Source organism: Paenarthrobacter sp. NPDC092416, from assembly GCF_044755025.1.
Taxonomy (GTDB): Bacteria; Actinomycetota; Actinomycetes; order Actinomycetales; family Micrococcaceae; genus Arthrobacter.
This window is the reverse complement of sequence record NZ_JBIVQG010000002.1, coordinates 163,427-189,042: the sequence shown is the minus strand read 5'-3', so window position 1 is coordinate 189,042 and position 25,616 is coordinate 163,427. Positions and strand designations below refer to the sequence as shown.

25 protein-coding genes and 1 pseudogene are annotated in these 25,616 nt (G+C 64.5%); 17 read left to right on the top strand and 9 right to left on the bottom strand.

Annotation, left to right across the window (positions count from 1 at the left end):
* The 6 genes from dhaL to ACIQC5_RS05010 all read right to left on the bottom strand — a co-directional run bounded on the left by dhaL (position 1) and on the right by ACIQC5_RS05010 (position 6,559).
* Positions 1-1,752, bottom strand: coding sequence for a dihydroxyacetone kinase subunit DhaL (dhaL, locus tag ACIQC5_RS05035; protein WP_400278959.1), 1,752 nt, complete (start codon positions 1,750-1,752; stop codon positions 1-3).
* Between the two features lie 7 nt (positions 1,753-1,759).
* Positions 1,760-2,761 (bottom strand): sugar phosphate isomerase/epimerase family protein, encoded by a 1,002-nt coding sequence (locus tag ACIQC5_RS05030; protein ID WP_400278958.1) that lies wholly within the window; start codon positions 2,759-2,761, stop codon positions 1,760-1,762.
* A 493-nt stretch (positions 2,762-3,254) separates the two neighbouring features.
* Positions 3,255-3,953: a GntR family transcriptional regulator gene (locus ACIQC5_RS05025; RefSeq protein ID WP_400278957.1), complete on the bottom strand. Its 699-nt coding sequence runs from the start codon at positions 3,951-3,953 to the stop codon at positions 3,255-3,257.
* Between the two features lie 224 nt (positions 3,954-4,177).
* On the bottom strand, positions 4,178-5,248 hold the full coding sequence (locus ACIQC5_RS05020) for an alkene reductase (protein WP_400278955.1): 1,071 nt from the start codon (positions 5,246-5,248) through the stop codon (positions 4,178-4,180).
* A 216-nt stretch (positions 5,249-5,464) separates the two neighbouring features.
* Positions 5,465-6,082: an SIS domain-containing protein gene (locus tag ACIQC5_RS05015; protein WP_400278953.1), complete on the bottom strand. Its 618-nt coding sequence runs from the start codon at positions 6,080-6,082 to the stop codon at positions 5,465-5,467.
* A 60-nt stretch (positions 6,083-6,142) separates the two neighbouring features.
* Positions 6,143-6,559: a hypothetical protein gene (locus ACIQC5_RS05010; protein WP_400278951.1), complete on the bottom strand. Its 417-nt coding sequence runs from the start codon at positions 6,557-6,559 to the stop codon at positions 6,143-6,145.
* Between the two features lie 214 nt (positions 6,560-6,773).
* Here ACIQC5_RS05010 and ACIQC5_RS05005 point away from each other — a divergent pair, with 214 nt between their 5' ends.
* Positions 6,774-6,911, top strand: a complete 138-nt coding sequence (locus ACIQC5_RS05005; protein ID WP_400278949.1) for a hypothetical protein — start codon at positions 6,774-6,776, stop codon at positions 6,909-6,911.
* 68 nt (positions 6,912-6,979) lie between these two features.
* Entirely contained in the window at positions 6,980-7,753 is a 774-nt protein-coding gene (locus tag ACIQC5_RS05000; RefSeq protein ID WP_400278947.1) for a hypothetical protein, read from the top strand.
* A 130-nt stretch (positions 7,754-7,883) separates the two neighbouring features.
* On the opposite strand, the pseudogene ACIQC5_RS04995 reads toward ACIQC5_RS05000, so the two are convergent.
* A pseudogene (locus ACIQC5_RS04995) lies at positions 7,884-8,303 on the bottom strand (WYL domain-containing protein); the annotation flags it as partial.
* Between the two features lie 111 nt (positions 8,304-8,414).
* Positions 8,415-8,606 (bottom strand): hypothetical protein, encoded by a 192-nt coding sequence (locus ACIQC5_RS04990; protein WP_400278946.1) that lies wholly within the window; start codon positions 8,604-8,606, stop codon positions 8,415-8,417.
* Positions 8,607-8,705: 99 nt separating this feature from the next.
* On the opposite strand from ACIQC5_RS04990, the gene ACIQC5_RS04985 reads away from it, so the two are divergent.
* Positions 8,706-8,912: a CsbD family protein gene (locus tag ACIQC5_RS04985; protein WP_400278944.1), complete on the top strand. Its 207-nt coding sequence runs from the start codon at positions 8,706-8,708 to the stop codon at positions 8,910-8,912.
* A gap of 130 nt (positions 8,913-9,042) precedes the next feature.
* On the opposite strand, the gene ACIQC5_RS04980 is transcribed toward ACIQC5_RS04985, so the two are convergent.
* Positions 9,043-10,782, bottom strand: a complete 1,740-nt coding sequence (locus ACIQC5_RS04980) for a purine-cytosine permease family protein (RefSeq protein WP_400278943.1) — start codon at positions 10,780-10,782, stop codon at positions 9,043-9,045.
* Positions 10,783-11,001: 219 nt separating this feature from the next.
* On the opposite strand from ACIQC5_RS04980, the gene bioB reads away from it, so the two are divergent.
* The 14 genes from bioB to ACIQC5_RS04910 all read left to right on the top strand — a co-directional run bounded on the left by bioB (position 11,002) and on the right by ACIQC5_RS04910 (position 25,609).
* Positions 11,002-12,027: a biotin synthase BioB gene (gene bioB / locus ACIQC5_RS04975; protein WP_400278941.1), complete on the top strand. Its 1,026-nt coding sequence runs from the start codon at positions 11,002-11,004 to the stop codon at positions 12,025-12,027.
* A 253-nt stretch (positions 12,028-12,280) separates the two neighbouring features.
* Positions 12,281-13,663: an adenosylmethionine--8-amino-7-oxononanoate transaminase gene (gene bioA / locus ACIQC5_RS04970; protein WP_400278939.1), complete on the top strand. Its 1,383-nt coding sequence runs from the start codon at positions 12,281-12,283 to the stop codon at positions 13,661-13,663.
* Positions 13,660-14,922 carry an 8-amino-7-oxononanoate synthase gene (locus ACIQC5_RS04965; protein ID WP_400278938.1) on the top strand — a complete coding sequence of 421 codons (1,263 nt, stop codon included), beginning with the start codon at positions 13,660-13,662 and terminating at the stop codon, positions 14,920-14,922. The genes bioA and ACIQC5_RS04965 overlap by 4 nt, the downstream gene beginning before the upstream one ends.
* Entirely contained in the window at positions 14,919-15,602 is a 684-nt protein-coding gene (gene bioD / locus ACIQC5_RS04960) for a dethiobiotin synthase (protein ID WP_400278937.1), read from the top strand. The genes ACIQC5_RS04965 and bioD overlap by 4 nt, the downstream gene beginning before the upstream one ends.
* Positions 15,599-16,840 (top strand): cytochrome P450, encoded by a 1,242-nt coding sequence (locus ACIQC5_RS04955; RefSeq protein WP_400278935.1) that lies wholly within the window; start codon positions 15,599-15,601, stop codon positions 16,838-16,840. Before bioD ends, ACIQC5_RS04955 begins: the two co-directional genes overlap by 4 nt.
* A gap of 86 nt (positions 16,841-16,926) precedes the next feature.
* Positions 16,927-17,373 (top strand): very short patch repair endonuclease, encoded by a 447-nt coding sequence (locus ACIQC5_RS04950; protein ID WP_400278933.1) that lies wholly within the window; start codon positions 16,927-16,929, stop codon positions 17,371-17,373.
* A 394-nt stretch (positions 17,374-17,767) separates the two neighbouring features.
* A complete protein-coding gene (locus ACIQC5_RS04945; protein ID WP_400278931.1) occupies positions 17,768-18,148 on the top strand; it encodes an Hpt domain-containing protein in 381 nt (126 codons plus the stop codon).
* Between the two features lie 90 nt (positions 18,149-18,238).
* A complete protein-coding gene (locus ACIQC5_RS04940) occupies positions 18,239-18,838 on the top strand; it encodes a helix-turn-helix domain-containing protein (protein WP_400278929.1) in 600 nt (199 codons plus the stop codon).
* A gap of 164 nt (positions 18,839-19,002) precedes the next feature.
* The gene (locus ACIQC5_RS04935) at positions 19,003-20,322 is read left to right on the top strand and encodes an MFS transporter (RefSeq protein WP_400278928.1); all 1,320 of its coding nucleotides are present in this window, start codon (positions 19,003-19,005) and stop codon (positions 20,320-20,322) included.
* Positions 20,323-20,332: 10 nt separating this feature from the next.
* Positions 20,333-21,697 (top strand): FAD-dependent oxidoreductase, encoded by a 1,365-nt coding sequence (locus ACIQC5_RS04930; protein ID WP_400278927.1) that lies wholly within the window; start codon positions 20,333-20,335, stop codon positions 21,695-21,697.
* Entirely contained in the window at positions 21,694-22,947 is a 1,254-nt protein-coding gene (locus tag ACIQC5_RS04925; protein ID WP_400278926.1) for a CaiB/BaiF CoA transferase family protein, read from the top strand. The genes ACIQC5_RS04930 and ACIQC5_RS04925 overlap by 4 nt, the downstream gene beginning before the upstream one ends.
* On the top strand, positions 22,944-23,750 hold the full coding sequence (locus ACIQC5_RS04920; protein WP_400278924.1) for an enoyl-CoA hydratase-related protein: 807 nt from the start codon (positions 22,944-22,946) through the stop codon (positions 23,748-23,750). The genes ACIQC5_RS04925 and ACIQC5_RS04920 overlap by 4 nt, the downstream gene beginning before the upstream one ends.
* Before the next feature lie 81 nt (positions 23,751-23,831).
* Positions 23,832-24,797: a dihydrodipicolinate synthase family protein gene (locus ACIQC5_RS04915; RefSeq protein WP_400278922.1), complete on the top strand. Its 966-nt coding sequence runs from the start codon at positions 23,832-23,834 to the stop codon at positions 24,795-24,797.
* Complete coding sequence (locus tag ACIQC5_RS04910; protein WP_400278920.1) at positions 24,797-25,609, top strand: SDR family oxidoreductase; 813 nt, start codon at positions 24,797-24,799, stop codon at positions 25,607-25,609. Before ACIQC5_RS04915 ends, ACIQC5_RS04910 begins: the two co-directional genes overlap by 1 nt.
* Positions 25,610-25,616 lie beyond the last annotated feature (7 nt).

The window sequence follows — 25,616 nt, the reverse complement described above, 5'->3', positions numbered from 1 at the left end:
TCAGGCTCCGTTTCCGGCCGCAGTGGCCAGCTCAGATGTGGTGGTCAGTTGTGCATTGACGTGCTGCGAGATCCTGCTCGCGATCAGTCCAAAGGAGACTGCGCCGGGATCCGGGTGGCCAAGGCTCTTCTCCGCCAACGGACGGGCTCTGCCCTTGAGCGGCCGGAGCTCAGCGGTCTTTGCGGCAGCGGACTCCGCCGCCGCAGCGGCAACTGCCAGTGCACGATCAACGGGAGCACCGCCGTCGAGCTCTGTCAGGAACGCGGACCGGAACGGCAGGAGCGCGTCCACCATGGTCTTGTCTCCCGCGTCGGCCTTGCCGAGTTCGGTGATGGCGTCGGTGAATGCCTCCACTGCCGCGGCTGCGTCCTCGGCGCTGTACGTATCCCGGTTGCCGAGTGCCTGGCCGGCCGCGATCACTGCCGAGCCCCAGAGCGCTCCCGACGTACCGCCGGCACGTTCGCTCCAGGCCTCCCCGGCTGCTGTCAGGACTCGCGCAACTGATGCGCCGGACGCGGCCTGTCCGGCCGCGGCGGCAGCATCCACACCTCGGCGCATGCCGATGCCATGGTCGCCATCTCCGGCGATCGCATCCAGCTTGCCGAGCTCTTCTTCATGCTCGACGACGACGCCGCGCACCTGGGCGAGAATGGCCACCGCCTGGCGCCCGAGCTCTGCAGCCGCTTCGGTGGGCTGTTCGACGTCGGAGGCTTCGGCGTCGTCGATTTCGGCGTCGGCGCGCGCTGCACGGGGTGCCATGCTGCCCTTGCGGAAAGCGGGGGTATCGGCGGGCGCTGCCCAATACTGTTCGAGTTCATCGTCCAGCCACAGCAACGTGAGCGACAATCCAGACATGTCCAGGCTGGTCACCAGCTCGCCGCACTCAGGTTCAACAACGGTGAGTCCGGCCGCCGTGAGCAGCTTCTCGACCTTGCCGAACAGCAGGAAAAGTTCGTCGTACTTCACAGTGCCCAGCCCGTTGACGATTGCGACCACGCGGTCCCCCGCGTCCTCGGGCTTGTCGTTGAGAAGCTTGGAGACGAGTAGTTCAGCCAGCTCGGAGGCAGTGGGCATGGGGTGCTCGGAGATGCCGGGCTCACCGTGGATCCCCAGCCCGAGCGACATCTGCCCGGCCGGAACATGGAACAACGGATCCTTGGCACCGGGCAAGGTGCAACCATCAAAGGCCACGCCCAGCGACCGCGTGCGGTAGTTGGTCTTGATGGCCAAGCGCTCGACGTCGTCAAGGTTCAGTCCCGCTTCGGCCGCCGCACCAGCGATCTTGAAAACGGTCAGGTCCCCCGCAATGCCGCGGCGCTTCTCAATTTGCTCAATCGGGGCGCTGGCGATGTCGTCCGTGACGGTGACCGTCCGCGTCTCGATGCCTTCAGCGTTGAGACGGAGCTGTGCCTGACCGAAGTGCAACACGTCCCCCGCGTAGTTGCCGTAACTCAGCAGCACACCGCCGCCAGCGTTGGCTGCTTTGGCCACGCGGTACACCTGACCGGCCGCCGGGGAGGCAAACATGTTGCCGCAGGCTGACGCCGTGGCGAGCCCCGGACCGACCAGTCCAGCGAACGCCGGGTAGTGCCCCGAACCGCCGCCGACCACCAACGCTACTTGCCCGTTGGCGACTTCGGTGGACCGGACCACACCGCCGTCCACTCGGGCGACGTAGCCGCGGTTGGCAGCAACGAAGCCGTCCAAGGCTTCATCGGCAAAGTCTGCCGGGTTGTCGAAAATCTGTGTCATGGCTTCCTTAGACTCCTGCAAGCTGGGTTGCGGGTACCTGACGTCCCTGTGCAACCTTGCTCTCACCGAGTTCGTAGCCCTCGGTCTTGGGGAGGACGTGCCGGCGAAGGTAGTCCTGGTTGCTGGCCGTGACGCTCAGGCCGTCGCCGCCGTAGTGCTCGGTGCAAAGAATGCCTTGGAAGCCGACCGACAGCGCGAGCTTGAAGGCCTCGCGGTAGTTGATCAGGCCGCTTTCCATGGGCGCCGGCATGGTGATGTAGCTGTCGCGGGCCACATCTTCGTCGCGGATGTAGTTCTTCATATGCCAGTAGTTGGAGTACGGCAGGGTCTTGGCCACCATCTCGCGCCAGTCCTCGATGGGCCGGTGCAAGCGGATCAGGTTGCCGAGGTCCGGGTTCAGGCCGACGTTGTCCAGGCCGATGTCCTGGACCAGTTGGACCGAGGAATCGGCGGTGCCCAGGTAGGTGTCCTCGTACATTTCCAGAGACAGGAGGACACCGGCGTCTGCGGCGTGCTGGCCCAATTCACGCAGGCGTGAGACCGCCTTGCCCCAGGCTTCCGTGTCCCCAACCGGGTCCTTGTAGCCTTCGACGGTCCAGAACCACAGCTGCTTCTGCTGCTCAGGAGTGATGGCTTGGTGGAGCCCGAACGATACGACTTCGCACCCGAGTTCCGCGGCGGCGTCGATTGTGCGGTGGCTGTACGCGAGGTTGTCCGCCCAGTCAGTTTCGTGGATCACGCTGCGGCGGATGGCGGATATGACCGGGACGCCGATGCCGACCTCGTCAGCCGTCTGCTTGAACTCGGCGAGGCGCTCCTTGCTGAGATCACCGGGACGGACCCAGCTGTCGGTGAGGTCTGCGTTGGCGAAACCTGCCTCCTTCACTTCCTGGAGGACCGAAGCCCAAACGGAAGCATCGGCGTCGTTGACGTGTTGCCCCGCAGCGTCGGTGCCGGGGAACTGCAGGAGGGCCGCGGTGATGGGCCAATTCTCGGCGGTGTACGCCATGATGATCACTCCTTCGTGGAATCCTGTTTCCTATAGGATTTACGAACTTGATCAAGCTGTCAACCCTTTGAGCGAAACTTCCTAGATCCTATATGTCTTACATATCCATGTGAAGGGGGTCACCGCGCGGGTGGTTGCGGCCTGCGGATGCGGGAGCCCGCGGCGGAGTCCGCGTCGGAGCCCTCGGCGCACCACTTACCGCCGATCGCCCCCATAACGACTGGCGCGCCAAGCGGAAACAGGTGCGAGACACGCTCCGGCACGACGGCGGGCCCTCTGTCCGTCACTCCGACGCGGGAGAGTGCGCCGGAGACCGCGGCGCACCACTTACCGCCGATCGCCCCCATAACCTCTGGCGCGCCAGGCGGGAAAGGGTGCGCACCAGACGCCCACGTGGCGCGCCAGGCGGAAACAGGTGCGAGACGGGCCCCAGCACGGCGACGGGCCCTCCAACCGTCACTCCGACGTGAGAGCCCGCGTGCTCAGGTGCAGATCAGTCCTCTGGCGCGTCAGCCATCGCTCGGCCCCGAACCTTCTCCACGTGGTCCGTCATCGCCTGCGCAGCCTTTTCCGGGTCGCCGGTGACCAGCGCATCCAGGACAGCCTGGTGCTCGGCGATGGCTTGCTCGGCATCAGTAATGCCCACTCCCCCGAACAGCCGGAACCGCTGGACCTGCCCACCAAGGGTGTTGTAGGCCGACAACAGGAATTGGTTCTGGGCCTGAGCGGCAATGAGCTGATGGAAGCGCTCATCAGCTTCAAGGTAATTGCGGTACTCCGCGAACGTGCCGCCACGTGGCGCAGTTTTGAGGTCTTCCACGGCTTGTTTCAAAGCTTCTAAACCGTCGGCGGTCATTCTCGAACATGCGAGCCGGGCGTTCACCGGCTCGATGGACAGCCGCGCTTCCATGAGCTCGGCGAAGTCTTCGCGGGTGAAAACCGGCGCAACCCTGTACCCCTTGAGGGCCACCCGGCGCACCATGCCCGTGTGCTCCAGCCGCGCCAATGCTTCACGCACAGGAGTCGGCGAAACGTCGAGTTCCCGGGCCATCCCGTCGATGCTGACAGCCGCTCCGGGCTCGAGCCGGCCGTCCATGAGCCACTCGAGGAGGGCCTCGTAGACGTGATCGGCCAGGACTTGTCGGCTGACGGGAAAGCCAGGGCGAACGGCGCCCGGGGAAGCATGTTGCATGGCCAAATCCTATAGGAAAAACGGGAATATCCCGCGAGTGACCGGGACTACGCGCCTGTCATATTCCTCCCGCACTCCCCCAAGGAGGGAACGGCCAACTGGGCGCGCACCGGTTAAAGTGCGACGTCGGCACTCACGGTGAGTGCCGACGTCGAGCGGTTTGCTTGGGCTGCTACGAGCGGCTTGGTCGAGCCGGGCGGTTAGCCGCGGCCTGGGCCCAGCTGTTAGTTAGCGTAGAACGGGTAATCCGTGTAGCCCTCGGCGCCGTCGGCGTAGAAGGTGGAGGCGTCCGGCTCGTTGAGCGGCAGGCTTTCGCGCCAGCGGCGGGCAAGATCCGGGTTCGCGATGGCGGGGCGACCCACCACCACAGCGTCAGCAAGGCCATCGGCGATGAGGGCAACGGCTTCGTCACGCGTGGTGATCTCGCTGAAGCCGGTGTTCACCAGGAACGTTCCGTTGAACCGCTCGCGCAGATCCTGGACCAGGGCACCCTTGGGGTCGTGGTGAAGGATGCTGAGGTACGCCAGGTTGAGCGGCGCGATGGTGTCCACCAGGACCTCGTAGGTTGCGCGGACATCGGCCGCGTCCGTTTCGGCGATGCCCTGTACGTTGTGTTCCGGCGAAATCCGGATACCTACGCGGTTGGCGCCGATGGCCTCAACCACGGCATTGACGGTCTCAATCACGAAGCGGGCGCGGTTCTCCGGCGATCCACCGTAGCTGTCAGTGCGGATGTTCGCGTTCGGTGCGAGGAATTCGTGCAGCAGGTAACCGTTGGCAGAGTGCAGCTCAACGCCGTCGAATCCGGCCTCGATCGCATTTCGGGACGCGGTAACGATCTCCTGAATGACAGCGGGCAGTTCGTCGGTGCGGAGTTCGCGCGGCACCGGGTAGGCCTGCTTGCCGTTCGGGGTACGGACCTCGCCCTCAATGGCGACGGCGCTCGGACCCACGATCTCGTGGCCTCCGGCGATGTCGGCGTGGGAAACTCGGCCACCGTGCATGACCTGCGCGAAGATGCGGCCACCCTCGGCGTGAACGGCGTCCGTTGCCTTCTTCCAACCGGCGATCTGTGCCTCAGTGACGAGCCCGGGCTGACCGGTGTAGGACTGACCCGCCGGAGTGGGATACGTTCCCTCGCTGACGATCAGGCCCAACGAAGCGCGCTGCCGGTAATGCTCCGCGATCAACGAACCCGGGACGCCGTCAACGCCCGCCCGCAGGCGAGTGAGTGGTGCCATCACCAGTCGATTGGAAAGTTCAAGCTCGCCGAGGGCCAGAGGGGAAAACAGCATGCGCAGTTCCTTTCAGAATGAATCAGGTTCGTTCTGCGTAACTGTGCGGCGTTTGCAACTATTCCATCTGAGGGGCAGATCACACCCCGGCGACACTGTAGGCGCATATGGGTACCGCGCGCTGGCGGCACAAGAGTGACACAGCGCTACGGCTTTGAGCGTGAAGCCTGCCCTCGCGTCAGGGCAGCTAGGTCGGGGCCAGTTAGTTGGGGCCTCCTACTTGGTGTGCTCCCGCATTGCTTCGTCGAAGCACTCGCAGAGCGCCAGGACCGCGACGAGGTGCGCCTCCTCGGCATGGAGTGGATCCGTGTCGATGCAAATGGCTTCATTCACCGATTGGGCGAGGTCTTTGGATTCCTTGCCCGTCAGCGCCCACACTCGCGCTCCCGCGGATTTCGCCGCCGCTGCCGCATCCCGAAGATCGTCCGTGATCCCCTTGGCAGCGAGCAACACCACGATGTCACCGCGTCGAACCAACGCGGGAATCTGGCCACTGATGCTTCCATCAACGTCCACACCGGCATCATGACTGACTGAGATGGCCTTGAAAGCGCCGCCATGGCCCGGGTCATGGGCGGCCAATTCGGACGTGAACCTCTGGGCTTCGTGAGCGGAACCGTCGCTGCCGGCCGCAAAAACGCTGCCTCCGCGGCGACGCGTTCGAGCCAGCTCGTCGCCCCACTCAGCCAACCGCGACGACTCCCGCCGCAAGGCGGCAACGGCCGGACCGATCTCGCCGAGGTGCCCCAGGACGACGTCCACCGCATGCCTTGCCCGCTTGGCCTCCTCCGCGTTCACGGCCTGCCCCGAGGAGCGGTTCACCACGATACTCACCTTCACCCTCCTGCTTCTCCGTTGAAACCCTCGGACGCCTGGTCCGCTGATTCTTAGCGGCTACCGGCGATCGGTGCGGTCCCGACGGGAACGGGTTGCCTCTGTTTGCTCGCGGTCCCTCACATCACGGTCATCCTGATCCCGGTTTTTCACGTCCGGGTCCAACGATGCAGCCCGACGGAGGTGTTCTTCAGACCGTTCGTCGGCCTCGTGCGCCTTCTCCGCGTGGCGTTCCGCTTCCCGGCGGAGCCGCTCGGCCTCGACTTCAGCCTGGACTGCAGCCGCTTCTGCACCAGCAGCATGGGCTTTCGATTCGTGGGCGCCAACGGCTTCTTCAGTAGCCTTTTGGCGAAGAGACTCTGCTCGACGACGATCCAGCGCCGCTTTCTGCCGCCGGCCAAAAACCAAGGCGAGTACAACGGCAGCCACCACCACGACGGCCAGCACGACAATCCACACCACAAGCCCTGTGTCCACGGAACGCCTCCCTCATGAGCGGCTTTCTTGGGTGCCGCACCTAACCCACGCTCTGCCCATCTCGAGGTTCCGGACGGGCCAGGCGTCAGAGTACGGCGGAAGGCTCGCGGCGGAACTCATATCTAGCACCATCTTAACACCAATAGTCAGGTTGCTTACTAGTTGTCGGATTTCATCACGAGGGGTCCACGAGTCAGCCGCCAGTCTCCGCCGGATGCTCCCGAGCGCGCTTTTCGTCGAGGCTTTTGTCGCTTTCGTCGGGGATGACAGTGGGATCCAGCGTCGTCGTCGTGAAGTCGCCCGTGCCGGGCTAGCCGTCGTAAAGTTCGACGTCGGCGAGTACGTCAGGTGAGGGGGTGCTCCTAAGTAGGCCCGCCTGAAGACGCGACCTCCGCCGACTTTGGGCGTAGCCTGAGCGACATGGGGAAACTGTCAACAGGCGTCGCACGAATCACGATGGTCGGCGGTGCCATGTTGCTGTTGGGGACCGGATGCGCGTCGACTGAGCAGTCAGCCGGCAGCCCGGCCTCAGTCGCTGAACCCGAGGTGGTGCTGTGCCAGGGCAACAAGGTGCCGCTTCAGGCGCTGGACAACCCGAAGCCGGCCACCGAGCTCGCACCCGAGGCCGCACCGGCCCTCCAAGGCCGCGGCGTCTCGGCTTTTGACCCGGTCACATGGCTGGTTGCGCAGGAGAGCAGCGATCGGGTGATGCTCATGACCAAGCTCGCAGTTCCCCAAGATGGCGGCCAAGGCGATATCCGTGACTACATGTACATTGTCATTTCCACCCACTCCATGGCATCGGAACCAGGCAAACCGGTATGGGATGTCGTTGAGTCATCGACCTGCACGCCCACGCTCGACCTCGGCCAGCTGACTGCCGGCGCAGTCACTCTCGATCCCTCGTTGCCGCCGGCTTCTGAGTCCGACCGCCTCGCACTGCTCGTCACGGAGTTCGACTGCAATTCCGGTCAGGACGCCGAGGGACGGGTGGAAGTCGTCAAGCTCACCGAAACCGAGTCCACTGTGGAGGTCGTCTTAGGGGTGCGCCCCTCGGGTGCGCAGGCGGCCTCGTGCCAGGGAAACCCAGCGACACCGTTCACGGTGAAGCTCGAACGGCCGCTCGGAGACCGTACCATCCTGAATGCCGCCGTCCTGCCCGCGCGGGAGATCGCCGTTCCAGCGGCACGGTGACGTGCACCGCCAGCTAAGCGATGACTCTGCGAACGTTTCCGGTCCAGATGCCGCCTGGGATGCCCTGCGACAGTGATCGGCGGGGACGCAGGGCAAAAGCCCCATCCGACCGCGGTACTAAACCGCGGTACTAACCAGTCGCGGTGGCAAACCTTCCTGCGAGCATCCTGACGTGCTCGACGAGTTCCGGGGGTTCGTGCACCTGGAAGTCGAACCCTTTGGTTGCCACATAGATGGCCAGTTCGTCCAGCGAGTTGGACCCGGCACGCAACGTACAGCTGTGCTCGTCGATCGGCTCCAGCGCTCCGACGGTGGGGACGATGCGCTCCGCCGCGGTCTCGGCGTTGACCTGCAGCGTGAACCGGGCCTGGTAACGGTAAGCCGACGTGGAGATCGCCCGCGAGGTGTAGGCGCTGATATCGGGGTCCGGAGGGGTGCGTGGGGTGAACCGCGGGCCGGTGGGCGTCCGGGGGTCAAGGCGGTCCACGCGGTAGGTGCGCCAGTCTTGGCGGTCGACATCCCAGCCGATGAGGTACCAACGCCGACCCGCGTAAACACACCCGGCGCGGCTCGGTGGTGCGCATACTGCTGGTTCCGTGGTGCGTTCGGTAGTCGAAGCGCAAGGAGTCGCGGCAGGCGGCGGCGATGGCGGTGAGGGTGATCAGGTCCACCCGGACGAGGTGGGTGGACTGAACGACGCCGAGCGGCTGCGTTCGAATTCGGCCGTGGCGGCCACTTCGCCGCATTGGAGGCCCCCGACCTGCTCGTCAAAGACATCCGGGAGTTCTTCAGCAAGCTGCGCTGACATCACCGCTGGACGTTTCGCCGCCGCCTGCATGGCCGCAGACGACAAATCATAAGTATACTGATTATTGCCGAGGTGTCAGGAACCATCCAGACTCTCTGGCTACTGTCGAAATTGTCAGTGTTGGACTAACTCAGAGGAGATCCCATGGGACTCGGAGACAAGATCAGCAACAAGGCCCAGGAAGTCGCCGGCAAGGCGAAGGAAGCCCTGGGAGACGCAACGGACAACGAGAAGCTGCAAGCCGAAGGCGTCGCTGATCAAGCAGCGGCGAAAGCCAAACAGGCCGGCGAGAACGTCAAGGATGCTGGTGAGAACGTCAAAGACGCCGCCAAGAATGCCTTCGACAAGTAGGTAATCGCAGCAAAAACGCCCCGACCTCCATCGCGGAGGGCGGGGCGTTTCTCGTCGGCCAAACCAGCGGACAGCACATGTCCGTATAAGCCGTCACAGCGAAGTGGGCTGGCGAAGAGTTGGGCCAGCGTTACTTCTCCGCCGGCAGCACCAGCCCGCCCGACTTATCCGTGGACAGCGCGAGGGACGAGATGTACTGGGGTTCGCCGTCGGGCCCGTCCTGACCTGAGCGGAGCATGTCCGGGCGTTCGAACTCAAGGCCGGTCACGTGGCAGAGGAGTTTTTCGTCGCTGGGGTTGCCGTCGGCGTCGAACATGGGGAGGGCGATGCCGTCGTCGGTCCGCCGCAAGTAGTAGCGGCCCCGGGTCAGGAGCGCCAGAGCGGGCGGCAACACGAGGGCCAAACCGACGGCGAAGATCGGCGAATACGGCTGGACACCAGACCCGAACGCCCCGAAGAACACTGCGATGGAAACGCCGGCAGAGACCAGCATGGACACGAAGCCAACAGGGTTCACTGCGTAGAGCATGCCGCGTCGGAACTCGGGAACCTTGGGCGAGATCTTGAGCAGGTACTTGTTGATGGCGATGTCGGACGCCACGGTGACCACCCAGGCCATGGCGCAGTTGGCGTAGAAGCCAAGGATGGTGTTGAGGAACTCGAACATGTTCGATTCCATGAGGATCAACGCGATCACGAGGTTGACCACTACAAACACCATTCGGCCCGGGTACGTCTTGGTGATGCGAGTGAACGAGTTGGTCCACGCGAGTGAGCCCGAGTAAGCGTTGGTGACGTTGATCTTGATCTGCGAAATGACCACCAGCACCACGGCAAGGGACATCGCGAGCCACGCCGGCATCATCTCCTGATACACGCCTAGGAACTGGTGCACGGGCTCGTTGGCGTGCACGGACGCTGCGGGATCCAGCGTCGCAATCAGGTAGATCGCGATGAACAGGCCTACGATCTGCTTGATGGCACCGAAGATCACCCAGCCCGGTCCGGCCAGGATCACTGCACGCCACCAAGCACCCTTGTTCTCGGCGGTTTTGGGCGGCATGAAGCGCAGGTAGTCGATCTGCTCGGCGATCTGCGCCATCAATGAGAGGCAGACGCCGGCGGCCAGCATCACGGAGGCAAGGTTGGGCCCGCCATCGCCCGCGGCGCCGGTGTAGGCGAAGAAGGCGTCGATGCTTTCAGGGTGTGAGAGCAACAAGTACCCCACGGGAACCACCATCAGCAGCAGCCACAGAGGCGTAGTCCACACCTGCAGCGTGGCCAGCGTCTTCATCCCGTAAATCACCAGCGGAATGATGATGATGGTGGACACCGCGTAGCCAAGCCATTGCGGGACGCCGAGCCCGAGCTCCAGGCCTTGGGCCATGATGGAGCCCTCGAGCGCGAAGAAGATGAACGTAAACGTGGCAAAAATGACGTTGGTGACCACCGAACCGTAGTAGCCAAAGCCGGACCCGCGCGTGATGAGGTCAAGATCGATGTTGTAGCGGGCCGCGTAATAGGCCAGCGGGAAGCCCGTGGCGAAAATGATCACGGCCGCGACGATGATGCCAAAGATGGCGTTCACCGTGCCGTACGCAATGCCGATGTTCGCCCCGATGGAAAAGTCGGCCAGGTAGGCGATGCCACCCAACGCGCTGGTCGCCACCACACCGGCGCTCCATTTCCGGTAGGAACGCGGCGCGAACCGGAGCGTGTAGTCCTCCAGGCTCTCCTTCGCGGCGCTCATCGCATCGGCGTTGCCCGCCGTGGTGGCGCTATTGGCAGCGCCGCCGGTTCCGGGCACGACGGCGGTTCTCGCCGCCGCGGTCGGCTCCATTGTTTGGGTATTCGTCAGATCCTCGCTCATGCGTCATCACTTTCGTCGTGGACTTTGCCTCGCCCATGACGCTAACGACGCCGGGCGACGATCGGATCACGTCCGTGTTTCACACCTGTAACTTCTGCACCAACCGTTCTGGCTCAGCCGCATGGACCCAGCCAGGGACAGGCCGGTCCAAAATTGGGCGTCGGCGTTTGTACAGACCCCACAAAATCGCGTTCAGCACCCGGGGATACGGTCTAGACCATGACGACCCAAGCAACCCACGAAGCCACCGGATACGCCATTCTGGACATCGCCCGCGAGCAAGTTCTTGAGCGCGGCGAAGGCCTGAGCGAGGCCCAGCTTGTCGAGATCCTCCAACTCCCGGACGACGCCATCCCCGCAGCCATGCAGCTGGCCCATGAGGTCCGCCTCAAGCACTGCGGCGAGGACGTGGAGGTGGAAGGCATCATCTCCATCAAGACCGGAGGCTGCCCCGAGGACTGCCATTTCTGCAGCCAGTCGGGCCTGTTCGACTCCCCCGTTCGCGGCGTGTGGCTGGACATCCCCGAGCTGGTGAAGGCCGCCAAGGAAACCGCCGCTACAGGAGCCACGGAGTTCTGCATCGTTGCAGCCGTCCGTGGCCCTGACATCAAGCTCATGAACCAGATCAAGTTCGCGATCGACCGCATCAACGAAGAAGTGGACATCAACATCGCCTGTTCCTTGGGCATGCTCACGCAACGCCAAGTGGACCAGCTGGCCGAATGGGGCGTGCACCGCTACAACCACAACCTCGAAACGGCCCGCAGCTACTTCCCCGAGGTTGTCACCACGCACACGTACGAGGAACGCCTGGACACCTGCAACATGGTCAAAGCCGCAGGCATGGAACTGTGCTGCGGTGCCCTGATCGGCATGGGCGAGACTGTTGCGCAGCGTGCCGAACTCGCTGCCCAGCTCGCCGCACTGGAACCGCACGAAGTCCCGCTGAACTTCCTGAATCCGCGCCCCGGCACGCCGCTGGAAAACCAGGGAATCATGGACGGCAAGGACGCCCTCCGCGCCATCGCCGCTTTCAGGCTCGCCATGCCCCGCACGGTTTTGCGGTACGCAGGCGGACGCGAACTGACGCTCGGCGACCTCGGGACCCGCGAGGGCCTCCTGGGCGGCATCAACGCGGTGATCGTCGGCAACTACCTCACCACCCTGGGCCGCCCCGCCACCGCCGACCTCAACCTCCTGGTGGAGCTCAACATGCCCATCAAGGAACTCCAGAAGACGCTGTGACCACCGCCTTAACGCAAAGCTACTGCGGGCATTGCGGCGGAGCGGTGACCGCTGCGTCCGGCGCGGTGGCCGCTGCGTCCGGTGTGCAAGAAAGCGAAGGTAAGCGCCCGACGTCGGACACTCACCAAAGCTGCAGGCAGCAGCTGGCGATGGAGCCGCCGCGCTATTGCGCGCAATGCCGCCGACGCATGAAAGTGCAGGTCACGCCGTTGGGCTGGACCGCCGAGTGCTCCCGGCACGGAAAGGTGACGTCATGAACCCGCTCATCGAGCGTGACCGCGCGAGTCTGTGGCACCCGTACGCCCCGGCTTCCGGGACGTTGCCTTTGTGGGAAGTGGAAGCGGCCGACGGCGTGGCGCTGCGGCTCCGCGATCAGGATGGCCGCGTCCATGAGGTGCTGGATGCGATGTCCTCGTGGTGGTCGATGATCCATGGGTACCGGAATCCCGTCATGGACGCCGCTGTGCAGCGCCAGCTCAAGGCCTTCAGCCATGTGATGTTCGGCGGGTTGACGCACGAGCCGGCCGTGGACCTGGCCGAGAACCTGATCCGCATGGCGCCGGGCTCGCAAGAATCCGGCGCATCGGATAGACGGCTGGAGCGCGTCTTCCTGGCCGACTCTGGTTCCATCTCTGTGGAAGTCGCCCTGAAGTTGGCCGTGCAGTTCCAGACAGCCTCCGGCAGGCCCAAACGGCAGCGCTTCCTGACCGTACGCGGCGGGTATCACGGTGACACGTTCGCTGCCATGGGCGTCTGTGATCCGGTGGATGGGATGCACTCGGCATTCCCGGGGTTGCTGGCGTCCAACGTGTTCGCACCCCGCCCGCCGGCTGCTGCCACGGCGACGCCCGAAGCGATCCGGGAGTGGCGGGAAGGAGTTGAGCATCTGGCCCGGGAGCATTCGGACGAACTCGCGGCGATCATCGTGGAACCTATCCTGCAAGGCGCCGGTGGCATGTTCATCTACCCGGCCGAATGCGTTGGGATTCTCCGCGGAATCGCAGACGAGTACGGGCTCTTGCTCATCCTGGACGAGATCGCGACAGGTTTCGGCCGGACCGGCGAGCTGTTCGCGGCGGACCATGCCGGCGTTGTCCCGGACATTCTTTGCGTCGGCAAGGCCCTCACCGGCGGGTATCTTACGCTGGCCGCGACGCTGTGCACAGGTGCTGTGGCCCGGACCGTTTCACGCGGTGATGCCGGTGCCCTCCTGCATGGGCCGACTTTCATGGCCAACCCGTTGGCCTGTGCCGCCGCAAACGCGAGCCTTGGCATGATCGCTACCGGATCGTGGCGTGCGGACGTGGCCCGCATCGGCGCCGGCCTCGCTGCCGGATTGGCTCCGGCGTTGACGTTCGACGCCGTCCGGGACGTCCGCACCATCGGCGCCGTGGGCGTCATTGAATTGCGGGACGCTGTGGACGTTGCAGCTGCGACGCGGGTCGCGGTGGAGCACGGGGTGTGGGTGCGACCCTTCCGGAACCTGATCTACGCCATGCCGCCCTACGTCAGTTCGGCGGAAGACGTGGCCGTGATGGCCTCCGGCATGGTCGCAGCCGTGGGGGCAGCGGACGTGGGGGCAGCAGACGAGGCAGCCGCCGCCGACGTGCCTGACAGCCTCGTGGCCAGAACATGAGCACCTCCATGAACCACTGGCTCGAACAGCAAGCCGTTGTCCGCGAGCGCCGCGGGCTGGTCCGAACACCAATGGTCCGAGCGCCCTTGGCGGGCGTCCCAAACAGCCATGTCCCAAAGGGCCACGCCCCGAACAGCCGCATCCCAAACAGCCACGCCCCGAACGCCCACATGCCCACACTTGGGCGTGTCATCGACCTCGCCAGCAACGACTACCTTGGCCTGGCCACGGACCCTCGGTTGGCCGAGGCCGCCAGCGAAGCGATCCGGGTGTGGGGCACGGGTGCTACGTCCTCGCGTCTGGTGGCGGGAACCACGGAGCTGCATCTGGAGTTGGAGCACCAGCTCGCGGCGCTCACGGGGACCGACGCCGCGTTGGTGTTCTCCTCCGGCTACCTCGCCAACCTTGGTGTCACTACCGCTTTGGGTGGTCCGGGGACGTTGATTGTTGCCGATGAGCACTGCCATGCGTCCCTGATCGACGGCTTCCGGCTCAGCCGCTCCGACGTGAAGGAGTTCGGGCACAACAGCATGGAGGACGCAGCGGCGAAACTGGCCAAGCGCACACAGCCGCGAGCACTCATTGCGGTGGAATCCATTTACAGCGTGGGTGGCGATGCGGCTCCACTGCCTGGGCTGCTGGCCCTTGCTGAGGAACACGATGCCGTGCTGCTGATCGATGAAGCCCACAGCTTGGGCGTCTCCGGAACGGGCGCTCATCAAGGACACGGAGCTGTGGCCGGTACCAACCTGGCCGGGCACCCCAACGTGGTCCTGACCGCAACCCTGTCCAAAGCGCTCGGCAGCCAAGGCGGAGCGGTACTTGGTTCGACGCTTCTGCGCGAGCACCTGGTCAACCGGGCCCGCAGCTTCATCTTCGACACCGGTCTGGCGCCCGCCGCTGCGGCCGCAGCATTGGCCGCCGTCGGCATCCTCCGGGACGAACCATGGCGGGCTGCGGCGGTGCATCACAACGCAGCAGCGATAGCCACGGAACTGAGGCAGACGCTCGCAAGGCGCGGCACCGCCGTCGAACGTTCCGCTGGAGCAGTCCAGTCCGTCCCGATGCCATCCGCGGCGGCCGCGTTGGCGGCCAGCCAAGCAGCCTCCGCAGCCGGCGTACTGGTGGGGTGTTTCCGCCCACCATCGGTGCCGGACGGCGTCTCCCGCCTCCGTCTGACGGCACGCGCCACCCTCACCCCGAGCGACATCGAACAAGCCTGCGCAGCGCTGCGCGACATCCTTGAAAGGACACCATGAACCTGCCTCCCGTCCTCTTGGTGACCGGCACCGACACCGGCGTCGGCAAGACCATCACCGCGGCGGCGCTCGCCGCTTCCCTGCAACAGCGCGGGCGAAGCGTCGCCGTCTACAAGCCGTGCCAGAGCGGAAACGCCATGGGCGACTCGGACTGCGCCGAAGTGGCGCGCCTGGCTGGGCCGCTCACGGCGGAAGCCGGCGTCGTCCTCGAGGAACCCATGGCGCCCGTCCCCGCCGCAGTCCTGGACGGGGTGCAGCTACCGTCGGTGGAAGCCCACGCCCAGCGGATCCGCCAACTGTGCGGCACACATGACCACGTGGTGGTGGAAGGTGCCGGTGGGCTGCTGGTGGAGTTGGATCACGACGGCGGCACGCTGGCCGATCTCGGCACGCACCTTGGCCATGCGGCCGGTTTCGCCGTGGTGGCCAGGGCGTCGTTGGGCACCCTGAACCACACAGCACTGACATTGGAGGCATTGGACCGGCGCGCGCTCCCGGTGGTGGGCGTGGTCCTGGGAAGTTGGCCCGCCACTCCTGGCGCGGTGGAACTGAGCAATCGCGCCACCATTTCCGGGTGGCCCGTTCGGTTGCTTGGTGCCGTGCCCGCGGACGCGTCCGCCGTAGACCCCAACGACTTCCGAACTCAGGCGGACGCTTGGCTTGAAGGGCTGCCCGCATGATCGCCGCCGCAGCCCACGCCGCCGCAGGTCCCGACGTCGCAGGTCCCGACGTCGCAGGTCGCGACGTCGCAGGTCCCGAGGCCGCCATCCCCGAGGCTGGCTCGTGCCCGTACATGGTGCTCCGCAAGCCGGACACCGTCAGGGAAGTCCTCCACCGACCAGATGACTTCAGCCCCGCCAACGCGCTCCTTGCGGTGACTCCTTTGAGCGGGCAGTCGTTGCGCGTGCTCCAGAAGGCACGATTCGCCCTTCCTCCGGTCTTGGCCAGCAATGACACCTCAACCCATGCCGGAATCCGGAAGGTGGTTGCAGGCTTCTTCACACCGGCCAAAGTTGCGGCCATGGAACCGCGCATCCGGGAACTGGCACGGGACTCGGCCGCACGTGCGCGGGCTCTGCTGGACTCCCACGGAACCGTGGACTTGGTACAAGCCGTGGCTGCCCATCCCCCGGCCATCGTCATGATGGAACTCCTTGGCCTGCCGGTCCGCGACTTACCACAATTGAAAGCCTGGAGCCTGGATTCCCTCGAGCTGTTCTGGGGTTGGCCTGACCCTGACCGGCAACTCGAACTGGCCCACAGCGCTGCCGCCTTCTACCACTGGCTCAGGGACCTCGTAGTGGAATCAGTGGAGTCCCCCCAAGGCCAGTCACCCCAATCCCCGGAGCAGTCCTGTCCAAATCTGTTCAAGGCGCTCGCCGACCACGGCCTGCAAACTCCGGAGATCTGTTCGTTGGGCTATTTCCTGCTCATCGCCGGCCAGGAAACCACCACGCAGCTCATCAGCACCACGCTGTTCCGGCTGGCCGAAGGGTCCCGCGGCATCTCGTGGGGCGAGGGTTCGTCCGCCCTGAAGGCACGTGACCTGGTTCGGCATGTGCTGGCCACGGAATCGTCGGTTCCGACCTGGCGCCGGATTGCCGCGCGGGACACCGAGCTGAATGGTCGGCCCATCAAGGCCGGGGAGGAGATCCTGCTGGAATTGACGGGCAACCACGGATTCCCGTGGGCTGACGCGTCCGGCAACGAGCGCGTTGGGCCCACACCTTACGGGCTGGCGTTCGGATCCGGAATCCACCGCTGCCTCGGCGCCAAACTCGCAGAGCTGGAGGCCGCCGTCGTGGTTCAGGAAACGGCCGCGGCCCTGAACGGCATCCGGCTGCAGGACTCAGCCGCGGACTGGCTCCGTTTGTTGTCCTTCCAAGCCCCGCGGACGGTGACAGTCGAGCGTTCCTAGCCTGTTCTTGTACACCTCATGACGCCAAGAAACGCGCCCGTTTGAGCTTTATCTGTGCACAAACCCGGAAGCGTAGGCTGGATTTTATGGGCGAAAGCCGGGACACGCTGACTCCGGAACAGCGCAGCCTCAACATGTCCAGGATCCGGGGCAAGAACACCAAACCGGAGTTGTTGGTGCGCAGGCTTCTGCATGCAAAGGGCTATCGGTACCGGCTGCACGGCCAGGCGGGCGGTGCCAAGCTCCCCGGCCGCCCTGATCTGGTGTTCGCAAGCCGGCACAAGGTCATCTTCGTGAATGGCTGTTTTTGGCATTTCCACGACTGCAAAGTGGGACTGCATGCGCCTGCGGCCAACGCAGAATTCTGGGAGGCTAAACGGACCCGCACCCGTGAGCGCGACGCCCTGCAGGTGGACGCGCTCAGAACGGCAGGCTGGGATGTGCTCACAGTGTGGGAGTGCGAACTCAAGGACGTGTCCGCACTGGAAGACCGGCTGACAGGCTTCCTTGGTGGGGCCACAAGGAGTAGTTAGCGGGACGCGGCAGGTGAGGGTGACGGCGTCGTGGTCCCGGTTGAGGCGGCGGGCTTATCTGAGCCAGTACTTCGGGAACTCTGCTCCCACAGGGCGAAGGCGGATGTGCCGCCAATCCCCAGAAGCACCGTCAAGCAGAACACGATGATTACCATGATGCCTGACGACGGTCGAGCACCGTTGTTCATTGAGATTCCCCCGATCCCTCCGTAAGACCTGGACTTCCCAGATCCGCGATCCTGCAGTGCTACAGGACTACTTTCGGGGGCTCTCCTCAAGACTTCATCTGGGTCCGCTCAAGATTTGGTCAAGCTTTGCCGGTTGGCGCATCGGGCAGTTCGGCGGGTCCTAATCTTGAATTCTGATGATGTTGGTTCGAGGCGGGAGGGGTTCGGTGACTGAGCATGAAGAATGCACAGAACCCCTGGTGGATCCCTCTGTCATCACGGGTCTCCAAGCGGAACTTGGCGGCGATGCCACGATTGTCAGCAGCTTCGTGCAGACCTACATCATCCTGCTTCCGCGCCGTATTTCCCGGCTTTACCGAGCCTTGGATGCCCAGGACATGGACGAGGCCATGGACGCTGTACTGAGCCTGAGAGTATCCAGCGAAATGGTCGGCGCTGTCTGCATCTACCGGCTGGCCATGCAACTGGAGACCGGAATGAGGCTCCTGCGGAGGGGTGAACGTCTGCCCGAGCTCAGCGCCCAGCTCCGCGAGCTTGAACGGTTCGTTAGCGGCACCATCGAGGAACTAGAAACCCCGTTTCGGTAAAGATCTTCACCTTAATAAAGAAAAACCATTGACTCGCTAAAGATCTTCACTATAGTTGTGTGAGTTAGCACACCAACGAAGGATGCGGCAATGACCACCGAGACTCCTGCTCCACCGGCCACAGGCGAACTGCTGGCAACTGTGGGAAACAAGGTGCGCACCATGCGCAAGGCAAAGGGCATGACCCTTGCCCAACTCTCGGACATCACTGGCCTCAGCCAGGCGATCGTCAGCCAAATCGAACGCGGCATGGCCAACCCTTCCTTCACAACGCTGGCTCAGCTGGCGCACGGCCTGGACGTCCCCGTAGGGAGGTTCTTCATTGGCCAGAACGAGTCGAAGTCCCCCGTGGTCCGCAGATCCGATCGACGCAACCTGAAGAACGTCACCCGCGAATCCGTAGGTGAGGCCGTCCACGAATTGCTGACTCCCAACCGCGACGGAAACATCGAAGCGCAGTGGATCAGCACGCCCCCAGGGCACGACACGAGCGCAACACCTTTTACCCACAGCGGTGAAGAGTTCTGCTACATCATCTCCGGCCGTAAAGACGTCTATTTGGACGGCGTCTGCTACAGCCTCGAAGAGGGCGACTCCATCACCTACTCCTCAGAGATCCCCCACTGGTACAAGAACAGCTACGAAGAGGTATGCGTAGCCATCTGGGTCAACGCACCACACGCGTGGTAAACCTGCCGCCCCGAAGCGGCGCCAGCGTTTTCCCTTAACTGTCCGGACACGTAGCCGTGGCCGCAGACAATCCTTGCCACTTTCGCATCAAGCGCCTCCTCCAACAGGCGTTCCTGCGTCATACCCTCCCACGCCCTCCGGGGCGTCAGCGTAAGGACTTTTCCATGCTCGACATCCAAATCACGGACAACGCCGTCCCGTCTGGCACAACCGTCACCAAGAACACCAAATTCACGCCCGAAGTCCGCAAAGGACTCCTCGGCCTGGGCCTGGGCAACGCGCTGGAATGGTACGACTGGATGGTCTTCGGCCTCCTGTCAGCCTTCATTGGGCCCAACTTCTTCCCCAACACCGATCCCCTCTCGGCCACGCTGAACGCCTTGGCCGTGTTCGCCGTCGGATTCGCCTTCCGCCCGCTGGGCGGCATTCTGTTGGGAACGTTGGCAGACCGCATCGGCCGCCGACGCGTCATGCTGCTGTCCATCATGCTGATGGCCGGAACCACCCTGATCATTGCCATCACCCCGAGCTATGAAACCATTGGCGCCTGGGCCGGCATCATCCTGCTGCTCTGCCGTGTCCTGCAGGGCATCTCCACGGGCATCGAAGCCCCGCTCTCTACATCCCACGCCCTGGAGCTGGCGCCCGAAGGGCGCGAAGGCTACGTTGCCGGACTGATGAGCTTCTACGTGAACATCGGCATCCTCTTGGCCTCACTGGTGAGCTTCGTGTGCAGCCTGATCCTTGGCGGCGCAGCCATGGCCGAATGGGGATGGCGCGTTCCGTTCATCATCGGCGCACTCTTCGGCTTCGTGGTGCTCTACCTTCGCCGTTCACTGCCGGAAACCCTCAAGGCCGAGGAAATGGCCAGCAATACGCCCCGCGCCGTGTGGTCCGGAGTCCGCAAGCATTGGCTCTCCGTCCTGGCCATCATCTTCGTGGTGGGCGCTGCACAGGCCTACAACTACGCCTGGAATGTTGGCCTTCCCAGCGCTGCCCGCAGCGGTTTCAAGGAAGACCCCACCGCCGTATTCGCCCTCACCACCATCCTGGGCGTCATCCTGGTGGCAGGCAGCTGGATCATCGGCAAGCTATCCGACGGCAAGTCCATGTCGCGCTGGTTCCTGATCACCCGCATCCTTGCCATCCCGTCCGTTTTCCTCATGCTCTTCTACGTCCAGCCCGGTATCGGCGGCTTCGCAGCAGTCCTCCTGGGTGGCTCGATCGTCCTGGTTCTGAACATGACCCTGTACAACGTGGTCAGCTCGTCCCTGATGCCCAAGAACATCCGTGGAACCGGCGTGGCTCTTGGTTACGGCATCGGCGTCGCACTCTTCGGCGGCACGGCCTCCTACCTGCTCGTCTGGTTCCAATCCCTGAACATCAGCTGGGTTTTCCCGGTCTACGTGGCCGTCCTCTCCATCCTCAGCATCGTTTTCTACCTCGCCGCACGCCGCTCCAACGGCATCTTCGTCGGAAAGTAAGGACTCCCCAATGAACACCCTTGAACTCAGCACTACGACGGCGGACCTCACCGCCCCGGTCATCTCCCGGTCCGACGTCCTGGTAGTCGGCGGCGGCCCCGCAGGCGTGGCCGCTGCGGTCACCGCGGCCCGCTCCGGTGCCAAGGTCACGCTCCTGGAACGCTACTCATCGTTGGGCGGACTCGCCTCGGGCGGCATGGTCCTTGTGCTGGATGACATGATCAACGGCCAGGAAATCACTGTCACCGGCATCGTCTCCGAGTACGTGGAGCGCTTGCAAAAGCTTGGGCTGGCAATCGTCCCGCCCGCCGACGACCGCAAGACCTCCGAGGAACTCTGGAACAAGTGGGGGCGCTACGGCACCTTCGACTTCCACTCCCACACCAACCCGAAGCCCATCTGCTACGCCGCTGCCTTCGATCCCGATGGCTGGAAGCGCGTCTCCAACGACCTCGTCCGCGAGGCCGGCGTGGACCTCCGACTGCACTCCTGGTTCTCCCGTCCCATCGTGGACAACGGCGTGATCAAAGGCGTCATCTGCGAAACCAAACTTGGCCCGCAGGCCTTCATGGCCGACGTCGTGATCGACACCACCGGCGACATCGACGTCGCTTCCCGGGCCGGTGCCAGCTACGCCAAGGACAACTACCTCACCACCCTCGTCTTCCGTCTCGGCAACGTGGACACCAAGGCAGCCGAAGCCTTCGAACAGGCCAACCCCAAGGAAGCCCGCGCCATCAACCGCAAGATCAAGCGGCTCCTCGGGGGCGCCTGGGAACTGTGGTGGCTCAAGACGCCAATCGACGGCGTGGTGTGGTGCAATGCCCCGCACATGTCCGGTTTCGACGGCGTGGACCCGGCAGACATGACTGCCGCCGAGTTCGCCGCCCGCGACCGCATCTCCGAGGCCGTGGACTACGTCCGCGCCAACCTGCCAGGGTTCGAGAACTGCTACATGTTGGACGTCGCCTCCCAAATGGGCGTCCGCCAGACCCGGCTCCTGCAGGGCGAGTACGTCATGACCAAGGACGATGTCACCCAGCGCCGCCACTTTGCGGACACCGTGGCCCGCGGCCGCGACTACTACTACCCATACCGTTCGCTGCTGCCCAAGGAAGTGGACCAGCTCTTGGTGGCCGGCCGCCACTACTCCGCAACACCCGAGGCGCAGAAGATGTCCCGCGAGATCCCGCCCTGCATGGCCATGGGCCAGGCCGTCGGGGTCGCCGCTGCCCTCGCCGTGGAAAACAACGTGCTGGTCCGCGACGTCTCAGCGCTGGACATCCAGCAGGGCATGCGCCGCCACGGTGCAGACCCGGGCGACGTCCCGTCGTCGAACGCTACTGTCGACGCAACCGCAGCGGTGCCGGCATGAGCACCGTGATTCTCGAGCAGACAACGGAAAGCACGACGGCGACACTCGCCGCCTCGGCTCCGGTACCCACGCCACTCCCGCTGGATGGCATCAAAATCGTCGACTTCACGCAGGTGTTCATGGGCCCGTCCTGCACGCAGCTGCTAGGCGACTACGGCGCGGACATCATCAAGGTGGAACGCCCAGGCGCTGGCGACATTTCGCGCAACTCGTTCCCGGACCAGGACGGCCAGGACAACCCGATCTTCCTGTCCATCAACCGGAACAAGCGCAGCGTCTCCGTGGATACCCGCACTGACGAAGGGCGCGAGGTGCTGCACCGGCTCATGGCTGATGCGGACGTGGTGGTGAGCAACTTCCGTTCCGGCGTCATGGAACGCATGGGCTTCGGGTACGAGGACCTCAAGGCCACGAACCCCGGCATCATCTGGGCGTCGGGCACAGGCTTCGGTCCCGACGGCCCCTATTCCCACAAGGGTGGTCAGGACGCGATCGCGCAGGCCTACTCCGGTGTGATGTGGCGGAGGGAGTCCGAGGACACCAAACCCGCCATCTACCCCACCACCCTCTGCGACTACATCACGGGCATGCACCTCATGCAGGGCATCCTGCTGGCACTGCGCACCCGGGAAACGTCGGGGATCGGGCAGCGGGTTGAAGTGACCATGTATGACTCCATGCTGCACCTGCAGATGCAGGAAGCGTGCATGCAGCTCAACCGCGGCTACGAGGTCAACTGGGGTGCCATGCCGTTGAGCGGCGTCTTCGAAACCACCGATGGCGCCGTGTGCATGGTAGGCGGATTCACGCCTGACCCACTCGCACGGATCTCCGACGCCCTGGGCTTGGACGAGGACCTCACGCAGCGCCCCGAGTTCGCCAATCTCGAGCAGCAGTTCCAGAACAAGCCCGCGCTGCAGGCGATCTTCCGCGAGCGCATCGCCACCAACACCACCGAGTACTGGACGCACCAGCTTGAGGAGCAGGGGCTGCTGAATGCTCCAGTGCACACCTTGGAGCAGGCCCTTGCGGATGCGCAGACCGAGGCCAACGGCATGATCGTGGAAGCCGAACACCCTTCGGTGGGCACGGTGCGGATGCTAAATGCGCCGATCCGGCTTTCCGCCACCCCGCCCACTATTCGCCGTGCCGCACCACGTTTGGGCGAGCACAACGTAGAGGTCCTGTTGGAGAACGGCTTCGACGAGGAAACCATCGAACGCCTGCAGCAGTTGGGAGTCCTGCGATGACCGCGGTGGTTGAAGCTCCGGTGGATACCGTCACCCTGACCATTGAGAACCACGTGGCAACGGTGGTGATCGACCGCCAGCACGTCCTCAATGCCGTCGACGCCAACACCCACACCCGGCTCAACGAGATCTGGGAACAGCTGGAGAACGATCCTTCAGTACGTGCTGTGGTCATCACGGGCGCAGGATCACGTGCCTTCTCGGTTGGCGCGGACATGTCCGCCTCCGCCGTGGACAAGACGGGCCTGGAATACTGGGCCGGCCTGGATCCCAACGGATTCGGCGGCCTGAGCCTGCGCACCTCCCTGGATATTCCGGTCATCGCCCGGGTCAACGGCTACGCCCTGGGCGGCGGCATGGAAATGGTGCTCGGTGCCGACATCGTGGTGGCGGCCGATACCGCGAAGTTCGGCTTGACGGAGCCTCGGGTTGGGCGGTTGGCGCTCGACGGCGGCATCCACCAATTGGTGCGACGGATCCCACACACGCAGGCCATGGGCATGCTCCTGACCGGCCGGAAAGCCGAGGCAGCGGAGATGCAGTCCATGGGGCTCGTCAACGAGGTTGTTCCTGCCGAAGAGCTCGACGCCGCGGTGCAGCGCTGGGTGGACCAGATCCTTGCGTGCGCGCCCACCTCAGTCCGGGCCGTGAAGCAGATGGTCACCCAGACCATGCATCTCACTGCCAAGGAAGCCCGCGGTCTTCGCTTGCCTGCTCTCATGGCAGCCCTGGACAGCGAGGACTCAGCCGAAGGCGTCCGGGCCTTCCAGGAAAAGCGCTCGCCCGTCTGGCCTGGGCGCTGATCGTCGGCTCTGTGATCCGGCATTAGTGCTGGCCCGTTTCGCCAGCAGAACACCATTTCGAACGAACAAGAGGAGATACCGATGCCGTCATCAGTCGCGCGCGAATCCCTGAGACACCCAGTACCGCGCCGTGAATCCTTGGCTCCTGGAGTGTGGGGCGTTGTTGCCACACCATTCCAAGGCAGCACACTGGACGTGGACCTGGACAGCTTGGCCGAACTCGTTGAGCACTACGAGTCCATTGGCGCCACGGGGCTCACGGTCTTGGGGGTCTTCGGCGAAGCAGCAGCATTGACCGCCGAGGAGCGCCGCCAGGTCCTGGAAACCGTCGTCGAATGCACCGGGCTGCCGCTGGTAGTCGGCGTGACCGCACTGGCAACGAGGCCGGCCATCGAGGAAATCCGTGCGGCCCAGGATATTGCCGGGGAACGCCTGGCAGCGGTCATGGTGCAAGCCAACTCCGCCAAGCCTGAGACGGTGATCGCGCACCTGGACGCCATACACCGGGCTACCAAGGCCAAGTTCGTGCTGCAGGACTATCCGCTGGCGAGTGGGGTGAGTATCCCCACCAAGGCGCTCATCTCCGTGGTTGCTTCGTGCGACTACGTGATCGCCGTCAAGGCCGAGGCGCCGCCCACCAGCGTCGCCATCGCGGAACTGAGTGCCGCCGTCGGGGTCTCCATCTTCGGTGGGCTTGGCGGGCAGGGACTGCTGGACGAGCTCATGGCCGGTGCGGCGGGAGCCATGACGGGCTTCTCGTACCCCGAAGCGCTCATCGCCTGCGTGCGGGCGTGGCAGGAAGACGGGTACGACGCCGCGCAGCGCGAGCTCCTTCCGTTCCTGCCCTTGATCAATTTCGAGCAGCAGGCCAAGGTGGCGCTTTCCATCCGCAAGGAGTGCCTCCGTGAACGTGGCCTCATCAAGGACTCCGGCGTTCGTGCACCGGCGGCGGGTTTCCCCGAGGACCTGCGGACGAGCATGGGCACCCACCTGCGCGAGGCTGCTGCTGCCCTTGAAGGTGCCAAGACTCCGGTAAGGAGCTTCTGATGGATCTGGGAATCGCAGGCAAGACCGCTTTGGTTGCCGCCTCCACGGGCGGGCTGGGCCTGGCCGTGGCTCGCGCTTTGGCTGCCGAGGGTGTGCGGGTGGCCATCGTCGGCCGCCGTCGGGACCGTGCCAAGGAGATCGTCGCGGAGCTGCAGGCTGCCTACGGGACCGGGTCACTGGGTACGAGCGGCTTTGACGCCGTGGCCATCGAGGCAGACCTGACCACGGCAGAGGGCATCGAATCGGCCGTCGACCAGACCGTTGCGGACCTCGGGCCCATCGACATCCTGGTCCTCAACGGACCCGGCCCCAAGCCCGGAGCCGCCGCCACCCTGAGTTCCGACGACATCGCGGCCGCGTTCGACCTTCTGGTAAAGCCACACCACGCCATGGTGTCCCAGGTCCTGCCAGGGATGCGGGAACGGCGTTGGGGCCGGATCCTGGCCATCGGATCCAGCGGGGTCTCGGCCCCACTGCCCAATCTGGCCGTCTCCAACACGGGACGCGCTGCGCTGGCTGGGTACCTGAAGACCCTCGCTGCCGAAGTGGCCTTGGACGAGGTCACCGTGAACTTGCTCCTGCCCGGCCGGATCGCCACGGACCGTGTTGCCCAACTGGACCATGCCGCCGCGAAACGGCGTGGCACGACGGCCGAAGAAGTTCGGCTCGAATCCCGCAAAACCATCCCCGCCCGTCGGTATGGAGAACCCGCCGAGTTCGGAGCTGCTGCCGCTTTCCTGTGCAGCGCCCCGGCGTCGTACATCACCGGCGTCGCACTCAGGTGCGACGGCGGCCTGATCCGCAGCCTCTAGCCACCCC